The 12,788-nt window shown below is 63.1% G+C and carries 13 protein-coding genes; 2 read left to right on the top strand and 11 right to left on the bottom strand.

What is annotated here, in order from left to right:
- Positions 1–15: 15 nt before the first annotated feature.
- The 5 genes from LPJGGPFB_RS12855 to hemN all read right to left on the bottom strand — a co-directional run bounded on the left by LPJGGPFB_RS12855 (position 16) and on the right by hemN (position 4,857).
- Positions 16–1,299, bottom strand: coding sequence for a beta-ketoacyl-ACP synthase (locus LPJGGPFB_RS12855; protein ID WP_173420258.1), 1,284 nt, complete (start codon positions 1,297–1,299; stop codon positions 16–18).
- 12 nt (positions 1,300–1,311) lie between these two features.
- Complete coding sequence (locus LPJGGPFB_RS12860) at positions 1,312–2,514, bottom strand: beta-ketoacyl-ACP synthase (RefSeq protein WP_173420259.1); 1,203 nt, start codon at positions 2,512–2,514, stop codon at positions 1,312–1,314.
- A gap of 2 nt (positions 2,515–2,516) precedes the next feature.
- Positions 2,517–3,002 (bottom strand): 3-hydroxyacyl-ACP dehydratase FabZ family protein, encoded by a 486-nt coding sequence (locus tag LPJGGPFB_RS12865; protein WP_173420260.1) that lies wholly within the window; start codon positions 3,000–3,002, stop codon positions 2,517–2,519.
- 116 nt (positions 3,003–3,118) lie between these two features.
- Entirely contained in the window at positions 3,119–3,403 is a 285-nt protein-coding gene (locus tag LPJGGPFB_RS12870) for an acyl carrier protein (protein WP_115420040.1), read from the bottom strand.
- A gap of 104 nt (positions 3,404–3,507) precedes the next feature.
- The gene (gene hemN / locus LPJGGPFB_RS12875; RefSeq protein ID WP_173420261.1) at positions 3,508–4,857 is read right to left on the bottom strand and encodes an oxygen-independent coproporphyrinogen III oxidase; all 1,350 of its coding nucleotides are present in this window, start codon (positions 4,855–4,857) and stop codon (positions 3,508–3,510) included.
- A gap of 215 nt (positions 4,858–5,072) precedes the next feature.
- Here hemN and LPJGGPFB_RS12880 point away from each other — a divergent pair, with 215 nt between their 5' ends.
- Positions 5,073–5,810, top strand: coding sequence for a Crp/Fnr family transcriptional regulator (locus LPJGGPFB_RS12880; RefSeq protein ID WP_173420262.1), 738 nt, complete (start codon positions 5,073–5,075; stop codon positions 5,808–5,810).
- 18 nt (positions 5,811–5,828) lie between these two features.
- Here LPJGGPFB_RS12880 and LPJGGPFB_RS12885 read toward each other — a convergent pair whose 3' ends face one another.
- The 6 genes from LPJGGPFB_RS12885 to LPJGGPFB_RS12910 all read right to left on the bottom strand — a co-directional run bounded on the left by LPJGGPFB_RS12885 (position 5,829) and on the right by LPJGGPFB_RS12910 (position 11,255).
- Positions 5,829–6,218 carry a L,D-transpeptidase gene (locus LPJGGPFB_RS12885; RefSeq protein ID WP_234902894.1) on the bottom strand — a complete coding sequence of 130 codons (390 nt, stop codon included), beginning with the start codon at positions 6,216–6,218 and terminating at the stop codon, positions 5,829–5,831.
- 277 nt (positions 6,219–6,495) lie between these two features.
- Positions 6,496–7,470, bottom strand: coding sequence for an adenosylcobinamide-phosphate synthase CbiB (gene cbiB / locus LPJGGPFB_RS12890; protein ID WP_173420264.1), 975 nt, complete (start codon positions 7,468–7,470; stop codon positions 6,496–6,498).
- The gene (gene cobD, locus LPJGGPFB_RS12895) at positions 7,471–8,526 is read right to left on the bottom strand and encodes a threonine-phosphate decarboxylase CobD (RefSeq protein ID WP_173420265.1); all 1,056 of its coding nucleotides are present in this window, start codon (positions 8,524–8,526) and stop codon (positions 7,471–7,473) included. It abuts the gene before it with no gap.
- Entirely contained in the window at positions 8,523–9,827 is a 1,305-nt protein-coding gene (locus LPJGGPFB_RS12900) for a cobyrinic acid a,c-diamide synthase CobB (protein WP_173420266.1), read from the bottom strand. Before LPJGGPFB_RS12900 ends, cobD begins: the two co-directional genes overlap by 4 nt.
- The gene (cobA, locus tag LPJGGPFB_RS12905; RefSeq protein WP_173420267.1) at positions 9,824–10,666 is read right to left on the bottom strand and encodes a uroporphyrinogen-III C-methyltransferase; all 843 of its coding nucleotides are present in this window, start codon (positions 10,664–10,666) and stop codon (positions 9,824–9,826) included. The genes LPJGGPFB_RS12900 and cobA overlap by 4 nt, the downstream gene beginning before the upstream one ends.
- 136 nt (positions 10,667–10,802) lie before the next feature.
- Positions 10,803–11,255 (bottom strand): cobalamin biosynthesis protein, encoded by a 453-nt coding sequence (locus LPJGGPFB_RS12910; protein WP_173420268.1) that lies wholly within the window; start codon positions 11,253–11,255, stop codon positions 10,803–10,805.
- A 454-nt stretch (positions 11,256–11,709) separates the two neighbouring features.
- Between LPJGGPFB_RS12910 and LPJGGPFB_RS12915 the strand changes: the two genes are divergently transcribed.
- On the top strand, positions 11,710–12,495 hold the full coding sequence (locus LPJGGPFB_RS12915) for a TSUP family transporter (protein WP_173420269.1): 786 nt from the start codon (positions 11,710–11,712) through the stop codon (positions 12,493–12,495).
- Positions 12,496–12,788 lie beyond the last annotated feature (293 nt).

The following is a 12,788-nucleotide window of genomic DNA, read 5'->3' on the forward strand; positions in this document are numbered from 1 at the left end:
GCTGTCGCCGTCGGCTTAGGCCGGCTCGGCGGTCATGACAAGGCTGGCGTTCTGTCCGCCAAAGCCGAACGAGTTCGACAGCACGGCAGAAACCTGCTGGCTGCGCTTCACGTTCGGCACGACGTCGAGCACGATGGCCGGGTCGGGATTCTGGTAGTTGATCGTCGGCGGCAAGGTGCCGGTCAGCATCGTCTGGATCGAGAACACCGCCTCGACAGCACCTGCAGCCGTCAAGGTGTGGCCGATCATCGACTTGTTCGACGAGACCGGGATCGAGGGCAGATGCTCGCCGAAGACGGCCGACATCGACAGATATTCCATCTTGTCGTTTTCCGGCGTCGAGGTGCCGTGGGCGTTGATGTAGCCGATGCCGCCTTCGTCGATGCCGGCGTCGGCAAGAGCCGCGCGGATCGTCGCGATCGCTGGGCCACCATCGGGCGAGGAGCGCGTGCGGTGGAAGAGATCGGCCTTTTCGCCGCAGCCCTTCAGGATACCGTAGACGCGGGCGCCGCGGGCGACGGCCGCTTCCAGCGATTCCAGCACCAGGGTTGCAGCACCCTCGGCAATGACGAAGCCGTCACGATCCTTGGTGAAGGGCTTGGACGCCTTTTCCGGCGGGTCGTTCTGGGTCGACAGCGCCGACAGAAGAGCAAAGCGGATGAGCGCCTCGGCGCTGACGGATCCGTCGGTCGCGACCGTCAGCGCGCGATCGGTGCGGCCCTGGCGAATGGCTTCGACGCCGAGCTGGATCGCCGTTGCACCAGAAGCACAGGCCGTCGACAGCGTCACCGGCAGGCCGCGGGTGCCGAACCGATCGGCAAGACGCTCCGAAATCGCGCCGAACAGCACGGCTTCATGGAACGCGGGATCGGCCTTTTCGCGCATCGCCGTCAGGAAACGGTTATAGGCATCGCCCGGCTGGGTCGACGGCGGCGAACGGTCGGCGAGTTCGAAACGCGCGCTCCATTCCGGCTCGATTGGCGGAGCGGCGAGAAACAGCGGGCCGTTGAAATCGCCGGACAGGCCGGCCTGCGCCAGCGCCTCGAGCGTGGTCTCGCGGGCCATGGCATAGGAGCGCTCGACCGAATTGGCCACCGGCACCTCGATGAAGTCGACCATGCCGGAGATGCGGGTATTGAGACCCTCCGTCGGGAAACGGGTTATCTTGCGGATGCCGGAGGCGCCGCCGGTCAGCGCCGCCCAGTTGTCCTCGAGCCCCTGGCCGAGCGAGGTGATGACGCCCATGCCGGTGACGGCGACGATCGGACGACCGAGATGATCCTTGTAAGCATTGCTCATCAATCGTTCCTCTTATTCGGCCGAAAGGACCGCGACGCCTTCGCCGCGGGAGTGACCGATGGTGGTCACGACCGCCGACCGGGCGGCAGCCGTCATCGGCTTTTCGAAGCTTGCGTCGAAGGCCGGAACCTTGGCGCCGTGGCCGAGCGTGAGTGCCGCAAGCGCAAGGCCTGCCGGAAACTGTGCTTCGATGCTGTGGCCGACAAGACCGCCATAGGCGCGCACCGGCGCGTCGGCGAGCTTGCCTTCCAGAAACGCCTTTTCGCTGGCGACGAGGTCATGGAAACCGGATGTGCCGGAGAAGACGACCGTCTGCGCCGGATCGAGCTTTTCGACCGGCTTTGCAAGGTCCGCAAGGCGCGCTTCCAGCTTGCCGTCGACGCGGCTGCCGCGGTCGCTGCCGATCGCGTCGATTGTCGCATAGATGCGCGCGCCACGGGATTCGGCGTATTCGCGCGATTCCAGTACCAGGAAGGCGCCGACCGATCCGGGGATCATGCCGCCGCCGTTCTCACGGCTGCGCGACCAGATCGGATGCCAGTCGCCCGTTGCCTGCCCCTGGATAGCTTCGATCATCAGCATGATGTCGAGACGCTCGGCCGAAAACGCACCGCCGACCAGCGTATGTGTCGACTGTCCCGCCTTGATGCGGAAGAAGGCCGTCTCGATCGCCGAAATGCCGGCTGCCTCTTCGCCCATGAAGGTGCGCGACGATCCCGTCACCTTGTGCACGATGGAGATGTTGCCGGCGAGAAGGTTGGAAAGCTGGGCCAGGAACAGCGTCGGGCGCAGTTCGGTCGTCAGCTTCTCGTTCAAGAGCTGTTCGCGGTCGTTGCGCTTCAGCGCCTCGTCGACGATCAGCGAATCGACGTTGATGTCGCGCTCGCCGCCACCGGCAGCCACGATCATGTCCATGCTGCCGCAAGCGTCGAGATTGTCCTTGAGGCCGGCATCGTCAAGCGCCAGACCGGCGGCAAAGACGCCGAGGCGCTGCCAGTTTTCCATCTGTCGCTGGTCGCCGCGCTTGGCGATCTGCTGGGACCAGTCGATCTCCGGCAGCGGATGCACCGGATAGGGCTTGAACTTTTCCGTCTCGACGCGTGCAGCCGGCGTCTCGGTTGCGCTCAAAAGCGCAATATGCGGCTCGACGCCGACACCCAGGCTCGTGACGATACCGACACCGGTGATCACCACGTCGTTTGCGGATTTGCTCATCTTCACTTCTCCGAAGCGGCGTCTGCCGCAATCGCCGCCATCAGGCCCACCTCGACGGCGCGCTTGCGCACGATATCGCCGAGCGGCACCTGATCGAACGGCATCGTTCTGAGTTTCAACTGTGCGTCACAGACCTTCTTGCCCGCAGACGTGATCTTCGCCTTGGTGACGGCAAAGCCGGAGCCGTCGTGCTCGAGGAAGGCTTCGATATCGAGTTCGGCCGAAGGCTCGACGAAGGTCCGCATCTTGGCGCCGTCGACCGACATCAGAAACGGCATTGCCGCGAAATTGGTCGAGGCCAGAACGAGAAATCCCGAAGCCTGCGCCATCGTCTCGATCAGAAGCACACCCGGCACCAGCGGATAGCCTGGGAAGTGGCCTTCGAATACCGGGCTCTTTTCGGGAACGACGGATCGCGCCGTCAGCCGGCCAGCCGAAAGATCGACCGTTTCGACACGGTCGATCATCTGGAAGTATTCAAGGAGCATGGAGGCTCACCCCGCTTGGTTTCGGGCTCAAGTAAAAACGCCAATGCCGCCTGTCAAGCGCGAGGCGCGACCGGCGGCATTGGAAATCGAGTGGAAAGGCTTGAACCTTGGCCCAATCAGGCCTTGGCAGCCCGCAGCTCGTCGATCTTGGAGCAGAGGTTCTTGAGAACGAAGTATTCTTCGGTCGAAACCTTGCCTTCGTTGACTTCCTGCGTCCACTGTTCCAGCGGAATCTTGATGCCGAATTCCTTGTCGATCGCAAAGACGATGTCGAGGAAGTCCAGGCTGTCGATGCCCAGATCGTCGATCGTGTGGCTTTCCGGCGTGATCGTCTCGCGATCGATCTCGCTCGTTTCCGCGATGATGTCGGCAACCTTGTCGAATGTAGCAGTCACGCGCATACCTCTTTATTATTTTATTCCGAGTCTCGGCGATCCTATAGGTAAATGCGCCGCAAAAGCCAATGGCCTTGATAACAAGCACTGCGATTTGAAATGCGGTGTTGCTAAACGGCGACCGAATGGCGCCCGCGCCCTGACTGAAGATGAGCGTCGAAAACCGCCGCCACTGAGCGGGCAAATGGCCGGCCGCGCTCGGTCAGTCGGAAGATGCCATCCTCGATCGCCGTCAGCCCGTCCACATCCCTTGCGCGAAACAGCTTCGCCTCTTCGACGACGACACCGGCAAGGCCGGGGAACTCCGCTTTGAGCTGTGCAAAGGAAAAGAAAAAGTCGCACATGATCGCGGCGATCACCCGCGCTCGCAGTCGGTCGTCCGGCGTCAGCAGGTAGCCGCGCACCGCCGCCAGACCCGATTGCTCGACCTGGCGCAGATATTCGCCGGTTGCCGGCATGTTCTGGACATAACCTTGACGGAATTGACCGATCGAAGAGGCACCGAGACCGATCAGGGTTTCGGCGCTGTCGGTGGTGTAGCCCTGGAAATTCCGGCGCAGACGCCCTTCCCGGCTGGCGACCGCCAGACTGTCACCGGGCTTGGCGAAATGATCGATGCCAACAGTCTCGTATCCGGCGGCGACAAGCATTTCGGCTGCCCGGCGCATCTGGGCAAAGCGCTCGACGATACCGGGCAGGCTTTCGTCCGGGATCATCGACTGGTGCTTCTTCATCCACGGCACATGGGCATAGCCGAAGAGCGCGACACGGTCGGGCGACAGCGACAGCACGGCGTCGATCGTGGCTTCGAGCGACGACAGGCTCTGATAGGGCAAGCCGTAGAGCACATCGCAATTGACCGAACGCACGCCCCGCGCCCGCGATGCCTCGATCGCGTCCCGCGTCTGCTCATAGGTCTGGATGCGATTGATCGCCTTCTGCACCACGGGGTCGAAGTCCTGGACGCCGAAGCTCGCCCTGGTCATGCCGATCGTCGCCAGCGCATCATGGCGCGCCTCGTCGAGGTCGTTCGGGTCCATCTCGACGCTGATCTCGCAATCGCTGGAAAACTGAAAGTGACGGCTGAAAACCTGCTTGAGCGCGATCAGATCGTCCGGCCGCAGCAACGTCGGCGATCCACCGCCCAGATGCAGCGCCGTGACCTTCGCTTGGCCACTCACCCGCCCGCCGATTGCCGCAATCTCACGGTGCAGACCGTTCAGATAGGTCGTCACCGGGTCGTAACGCAGCGTCTGTTTGGTGTGGCAGGCACAGAACCAGCACAGCCGGTCGCAATAGGGCACATGGGCATAAAGCGACAGCGCCTCACCCGGTTCAATCGCCTCGAGCCAGGATTGGTACTCAACCTGACCGACCGCTTCGGAAAAATGTGGCGCGGTGGGGTAGCTGGTATAGCGGGGCACGGGGCTCGCATGTTTCAGGATCAGAGCGTCGTCCATCGGTCTCTCCGTCAAGTTGACAAAGGCATAGGACGGATGAGAAGGCACACCTTTGATTTTGATCAAGTTGCCGAATTAACACGTTAAATTTGACAATTCGCAATTTCGCATGAGACATTGTTTCGCGCTTCCGGAATTAGCACCTGTCAACTCTTGATTTAACCGCCCGCATCCTCTTTGGTCCCCAGAACAAACCCGATGCAGGGAAGAAAGATTTGCAGACCGTGACCGAACATCGCCGCAAGGATATCCACAATTCGGACATTCCAGCCGTCTGCTCTGCCTGCGAGGCACGCCACGGCGGAGTCTGCGGCACGCTGACCCCAGACCAGCTTCTCGACCTGAGCCGGCATTCGACCCGCAGGCGTGTCGAGCCCGGTCGCGAGGTCGTCGGCCAGGGCGAGATGACCGACAGCTACGCCAACATCATCAGCGGCGTCGTCAAGCTCAGCAAGGTTCTGTCCGATGGCCGCCAGCAGATCGTCGGCCTGCAGTTCGCACCCGATTTCATGGGGCGCCCCTTCACGCGCGAAAGCGCGTTGACCGCAGAGGCGGCGATCGACACGGACATCTGTTCCTTCCCGCGCAATGTCATCGAGCGGCTCGTCTCCGAAGCGCCGGGGCTTGAACACCGCCTGCACGAACAAGCGCTGAAGGAGTTGGACGAGGCGCGCGACTGGATGCTGACGCTCGGTCGCAAGACCGCGCAGGAGAAGGTGGCAAGCTTCCTCTACATCATCGCCACCCACATCGATCCGGAAAATGGCACGGCAACGGAGTTCGACCTGCCATTGTCGCGCGCCGATATCGCCGACTATCTCGGCCTGACGATCGAGACCGTCAGCCGGCAAGTCACCAAGCTGCGCAAGGACAATGTCATTCGCATCGAAAACAGCCGCCGCGTCACCGTGCCCAGCATGGACAGGCTGATGCACGTCGCCGGCATCGACTGAGCCCCGCCATCCCGCACGTCAGCGGGTGATGACGATCCGCGTGTTGCCAAGCCCGTGTTCACGCGCCAGAGCGAAGAATTCCGCCGCATTGTCGGGGTGCAGCCGCACGCAACCGTGTGAGGCGGGGCGGCCGAGCCGCTTCAGGTCATAGGTCGCGTGCACGGCATAGCCGCCGTTAAAGAATACCGCGTAAGGCATTGGCGCATTGTCATATTTCCGCGACCTATGATTTCGTGAGAGCCACTTTGCCTTCCAGCTCCCCTTGGGGGTGACATAGCCTTTGCGTGCCGTGGAAACTTTCCAGCGGTACATCACGACGCCGTCCTGCTTCACGACCATCGTCTGGGAGGAAAGGCTAATCTTGGCAACGAGATTGGCAGCGCTCAGCGGCTGAGCGGGAAACTGCATCAAGGCGGCAATCAGCACAGTCAGGAATGTGTGTCGCATGCTTCGCTCTCCGCGTGCGAAACCTCAACTGCAAGATCCCAAGCTATCGGCAAGATCATGCAGCAGGCCTCAGGCGCTGCAGCGTCTCCCACGCGTCACCGGGCGCGTGTGCGCTGCAATCGGTGGAACCAAACGTTCGCAGAGAATAACTGGCTCGTCATGATACGAGTTTAATACATATGGAAAGTAAAGTCTTAACTCCAAGATCGACTTGGGGTGAATACAGGGCGATCACCAATCAAATCATGGCGATCAGAAGAACAGCCAAGGTCATCACCGAACAGGCGCCGTAGAATACGGCAATGCCTGCGTCGATATCTTCGCTTTCGGCAATCGCGCGGCCTGGACCATTGATCATCGGCTCGCTGACCCTGACACCACCATAGATCCTCGGCCCGGCAAGCTGCAGGTCCAGCGCGCCGGCCATCGCCGCCTCCGGCCAGCCGGAGTTGGGAGAGCGGTGCAGGCCGTGGTCACGCAGCGCCACGCCGATCGCATCGGCCGCGGCGACGCGACCACGGCGCAACAAGGCGCCAGCGGCAATCAAAAGGATGGACAGCCTTGCGGCCGGCAGGTTGGCGACGTCGTCGAGCCGGGCGGACGCCCAGCCGAAATGGAGATACTTGGGCGACTTGTGGCCGACCATCGAATCGGCCGTGTTCAGCATCTTGTAGGCAAGCAGACCGGGAAGGCCGGCAACCGCATACCAGAAGGCGGGAGCGACGACACCGTCGGAAAAATTCTCGGCAAGGCTTTCGATCGCGGCCCGGCAGACGCCGGGCGCATCGAGCGTCTTCGGATCGCGCCCGACGACCATCGAAACGGCGGCACGCCCACCTTCAAGGCCACCGTGCCGCAAGCCTTCGGCAACGCGCCCGACGTGGTCGCCAAGGCTCTTTTGTGCGAGAAGGACTGCAACGACGACGGCTTCGAGCAGAAAGCCAAGTACGCCCATCGTTCCGAACAATTTGTGCAGGACCGCCCCGACGACGGCGCTTGCAAGCAGCAGCAGGCCGATCGTGACGACACCACGCAGCTTCAAAGCTGCGGGTTCAATCGCATCATGCCTGTTCAGCGCACCATCCAAGACGGCAATCGCCTTGCCGAAGAAGACGACGGGGTGCGGCAGACGCGACCAGAGCCAGTCGGGATCGCCGACGACACGATCGAGCAGCAGCGCGAGCACCAGAATGACAAGGATCTCGCTCGACACTCAGCACTCCCCTGGGCGTGCTACGTCCCCGGGGCGTGCTACGTCCCCTGCACGCAGGGCGTTCCAGCGGCCCAAAGCGTCCGCCAGCCGCTGATCACCTTCGGCATCCGGCGCAAGCCCGATCCTGAGCCAACGGGCATCGTAGTCGAACTTGCGTGTCAGGATCTGTGCTTCGCAGAGATGCCGATGCAAGGCGCTCGCATCAGCATGTTCCACCAGCACGAACAGGCCAGTGCCACCGACGCGTTTGAGACCAGCATCGTCAAGCACTGCATCGAGGCCGGCGCGGCGCTCGAGAATTCCCGCAGCGATCGTTTCCGTTTCGCCTGACATCAGTGCCGTGGAGATGACCAGCGCCGGTCCGGACACCGCCCAGGGTCCGAGCCATTCGCGAAAAGCATCGAGCACGGCATCATCTGCCACGACGAAACCTAGGCGCAGACCGGCGAGACCAAAAAACTTCCCGAAGGAGCGGAAGACGACGAGGTTGTCGTTGGCGCCCACATGGCCGGCGACGCTCAAATCCGGCTGAAGATCGCCAAAAGCCTCGTCGACGACCAGCACGCCGCCGTTCGCCTTCATCACCGCCGCCATTGCCAGGATGTCTTCCGGCTGAAAGGCGCGTCCGGTCGGGTTGTTCGGGTTGACCACCACCGCAAGACCGTGGTCGGGTCCAAGCTCCTCGGCACGCTCAACCCGATCGACCGCAAGACCGGCTGCCATGAGCACGCGCGTATATTCGCCATAGGTGGGGCCGAAAACGGCAACCCGGCGGCCCGCCGGAACGAGGCGCGGCAGCAACTGGATCACCGATTGTGTACCAGGCACCGGCAAGGGCTGGACGCCGTTGGTGCTGTAATAGCTGGCGGCAGCCGCGCGCGCGCTGTCGATCGTCAGCTTGTCGGGCAGTCGATGCCAGGCCTGCTGCGGCACCGGCGGCAGCGCCACCGGCCGCGGATTGATGCCGGTCGACAGGTCGAGCCAATCCTCGAAGCGACCACCGAAGCGGGCGGCGGCTTCCGTGATGCCGCCGCCATGCACGATCGGCGCGCTCATGACCGATCCGCGATGTCGATGAGGTGCATGAAGGAACCGGCGACGTTGTCGCGCTTCAGGCCTGCCTGCCCGAGATCGACGCTGGCGGCATCGCTGACGGAAAACAACCGGTCGGCGTCACCTTCAGAGACGATGGTCGCGTAGTGGAATTCGTGCGCCGTCATGGGTCCATCGAAGAACGTGGTGTCGAGAGGCACGACACGGCGGTAGCCGAGGTGCCGCCTGCGCTCGGCAAAACTGGTGACGAGCGGCAGCAGGCCGAGCATCTGGTAGCGCGCGCCATCGGCGGCGACAAGCCCCTCGCCCAGCACCATGTAGCCGCCGCACTCGCCGAAGATCCGCGCGCCCCGCCTGGCGGCCGCGGCCATGCCGGACCGGAACGCTGTCGCCGCCTGCAGTCGGCCCGCATGAAGCTCCGGATAACCACCCGGCAGATAGACTGCGTCCGCAGCCGCGTCGGGACTTTCGTCGGCAAGCGGCGAGAAGAAGGAGATTTCCGCCCCGGCGCTGCGCCAGCCGAACAGGAGGTGCTCGTAACTAAAGGCAAACGCCACATCCCGCGCCACCGCGATATGCTGCCCGAACGGCTTGAACCTAGTGACTTCGGTCTGCGCCCGCTCGGAGGGCGAGAGGGCGGAGGCCGCACGGATCGCATCGAGATCGCAGGTCGCCTCGATCCGATCCGCCGCATAGTCGATAAATGTCTCGAGCGCACCATGTTCACCGGCCTGCACCAGGCCGAGATGCCGCTCGGGCAGTTTCAGGGCGCCATCCTGCCTGAGCACGCCGAAGACAGGCATGCCGACGCGCGTCAGCGCATCGCGCAGCATCATTTCATGCCGGTCGCTTCCGACCTTGTTGAGGATGACGCCGGCAACCCGGATATCTCCGCGGTAATCGGCATAACCGCGCACGAGTGCCGCGACCGAATGCGACATACGGGCACAATCGACCACCAGGATGACGGCAAGATCGAGCGCTGATGCAAGATCTGCCGGCGTGCCGCTGCCGTCAGCCGCGCCGTCATGCAAGCCCATCATCGCCTCGACAACCAGCGTGCGCCCGTCGCTTGCGGCGTGCGCAGCGTTTGCTGCCAGAAGGTCGGGGCGCATGGCCCACGGGTCGTAGTTGAGGCACGGCTCGCCGCTGGCGAAGGTGTGGAACGCGGGATCGATATAGTCGGGGCCCGCCTTGCCGGGCGCGATCACCATGCCCCGCCGCCGCATGGCGCGCATCAGGCCGAGTGTTACCGTGGTCTTGCCGGAGCCCGAACAGGGTGCGGCGATCAGCAATCCGCTCATGCGGGATCCCTGAGCTCGCGGCTTGCGAAGGGGTCGGCAACAAGCTGTCGCCCGCCAAGTGCGCCGATCCAATCTAGCGATGCCCTGAGGCGCACGACCTCGCCGACGACAACAATTGCCGGCGGCTGCAGACCGGAAGCGGTGACATCGACCTCGGCGCGCGCCAGCGTCGTTTCAAGCACCGTCTGTTGCGGTGTGGCCGCGTTGCAGACGAAGGCGACCGGCTCCTCCGGCGAGCGTCCGCCGGCAATGAGATTGGCGGCAATCGTGCCGATATGCTTCATCGCCATGTACATGACGATCACGGGCGAGCCCGAGGCGATGCCCTGCCAGTTGATCCTGTCCGGCACCAGGCCGGAAGAATCGTGACCAGTGAGGAAGGTGACAGCGTGGTTGACCTCGCGGTGCGTGACGGGAATGCCGGCATAGGCAAGCCCGCCGATCCCCGCGGTAATGCCCGGCACGATGCGGAACGGAATGCGGTTTTCAACAAGCGTAAGGGCCTCCTCGCCACCTCGCCCGAAGACGAAGGGATCGCCGCCCTTCAGCCGCAGCACGCGCTGGCCGGCGCGCGCCAGCTCGACAAGCCGCAACGAGATATCGCGCTGTTTTGGCGACGGCTTGCCGCCGCGCTTGCCAGCAAATTCGAGTACGGCGCCCGGCCGGGCGAGCTTCAGGCAATCCTCGTTGACCAGCGCATCGTGCACGATGACATCGGCCTGCCGCAGCGCATTGGCGGCATGAAGGGTCAAAAGGCCGGGGTCGCCGGGACCGGCACCGACGAGCCAGACACTACCGGGCTCAAGCTCGGGCAGACCGGAAAAGATCGTATCGCTCATGCCGCCACTCCTGCCATTCGCTTGTACGCTGCCGTTGACTTGCCTTGGCAACAAGCAGATTCAGACCGGCAAGAAATCCACATAGTCTTTTGAAATCGTTCGTACATTTCATGCAGGACATACCCAGGAAGAAAGCTCATGGCGCCACCGTTGTCGTCGTGCTCACCGGCAGGCGCTCGACAGGTCCGGCGATTGCAGCCGTCGCATGCGATGCGGTGAGTTTGCCAACGAGCAGCACACTTTTCGGCCCCGCACCGACGAGTGCCGCGCCTTCTGCAACGCCGTGGCAACCGGTGTGGGCAAAGACGATTGCCGAGGGGTTCTGCAGCCGGGGCGCCTCGGCCTCCAGTGTCTCCGCATCGAAGAACCGCGCCTCTACGGCAAAGTGTTCGGCGGCGGCATGAATCGCGGGCTCACCGCGCCTCGCATCAAGCGAGGCGACGAAGCCGATATCGGCTTTCGCGGCACCCACCTTCGCCAACGCTTTTTCGGCAAGGGCAATCACCTCATCTGCCGGCGTACCGCGCTCGCAGCCAAGCCCAAGCACGAGTGGTCCTGGCGGTGGCGGCGCTATGCTGGATGATATCATGCTCGACCTCGGCCCCCTCGCGGCAATCCACACGAAGCGCCGCCCGGCTCAAGTCCGGGTCGGTCTGGACAGCACCGGTTCAAGCCCCCTGCCTGGGTCGGCCGCACCGGACGCTCTTTCAGTCCGCCTGAAGCGGACGCCGTCGCACATCCCTCATTTTTACCGGAGGCAATCGCACGGGTCAAACCGGATTGCGCCATCGCCATGTCGCGTTTGGGGAAACCTGCCACCCACTTGCGGCGAGCGCAAAGCGCCAGAACCGGCAATCGACCGGAGACGGCAAAAGCCCACCAAGGCACGCAGAATACCAGAATAAGACACTGATTTTATGTGATAATCCACCTGTCTGGGCCGGCACAAAAGATGCGCCATGACAGAAGGCTTTGCATTTCGCCGCTGCCTCTGACACAAGGCGGGAAAGGCCTGCTTACTCCTCCCTCCCAGAGTCCCTCCCGTGCAAGATCTCGCTTTCCACCTGCTCGTGTTCCTTTTCGTTGCCGCCTTCGTTGCCGGCTTCATCGATTCGATCGCCGGCGGTGGCGGCATGATCACTATTCCCGCCATGCTGATTGCCGGCATCCCGCCGCTCCAGACGCTGGGCACCAACAAGCTGCAGGGACTTTTCGGCTCCGGCTCGGCAACGCTTTCCTATGCGCGCAAGGGCCATGTGAACCTGAAGGAGCAATTGCCGATGGCGCTGATGTCGCTGTTGGGCTCCGTGTTGGGCGCGCTGCTTGCAACCATCGTTCCCGGCGACGTTCTGAAGGCGGTCCTGCCCTTCCTGCTGATTGCCATCGCCCTCTATTTCGGCCTCAAGCCGAACATGGGCGACGTCGACCAGCACCGGCGCATCACGCCCTTCCTCTTCACGCTGACGCTGGTGCCGCTGATCGGCTTCTACGACGGAGTTTTCGGCCCCGGCACCGGTTCGTTCTTCATGCTCGGCTTCGTCACGCTTGCCGGCTTCGGCGTGCTCAAGGCGACGGCCCATACGAAGTTCCTGAACTTCGGCTCCAACGTTGGCGCCTTCGGTGTCTTCCTGTTCTTCGGCGCCATTCTGTGGAAAGTCGGCCTAATGATGGGCGTCGGCCAGTTCCTCGGCGCCCAGGTCGGCTCGCGCTATGCGATGGCCAAGGGCGCCAAGATTATCAAGCCGCTGCTGGTGGTCGTCTCGATCGCGCTTGCGATCCGGCTGCTCGCCGATCCTTCGCATCCGCTGCGGATCTGGCTGGGGCTCTGAGCCGGAGCGGCTTTGGCGTGGTTTGACAGAGCGCGGAGACCGGTCTTGCTGTCGCTGACGATGGCCGAGCGGCAGCCAGCGAAGACGTCGCAGCCTCGCGCCTCACCTCAGGGCACTCATGGAGATTTCGTGTAACCGGGCCGATGTCCGGTTTCTTCCTTCTGGCATCGTGGGACGCCAGCGCCCGGTGTTCGCCGCGTCCGCCGATCTGATGGGCTTGCCGGTTGAGATCATCGTCAGGCAATCTTCGATTGCTAAGGGTGAAGTCTCGCACGACGATATAACGCGACCGG

The sequence above is a fragment of the Ensifer adhaerens genome (assembly GCF_013283195.1).
GTDB lineage: Bacteria > Pseudomonadota > Alphaproteobacteria > Rhizobiales > Rhizobiaceae > Ensifer > Ensifer adhaerens_G.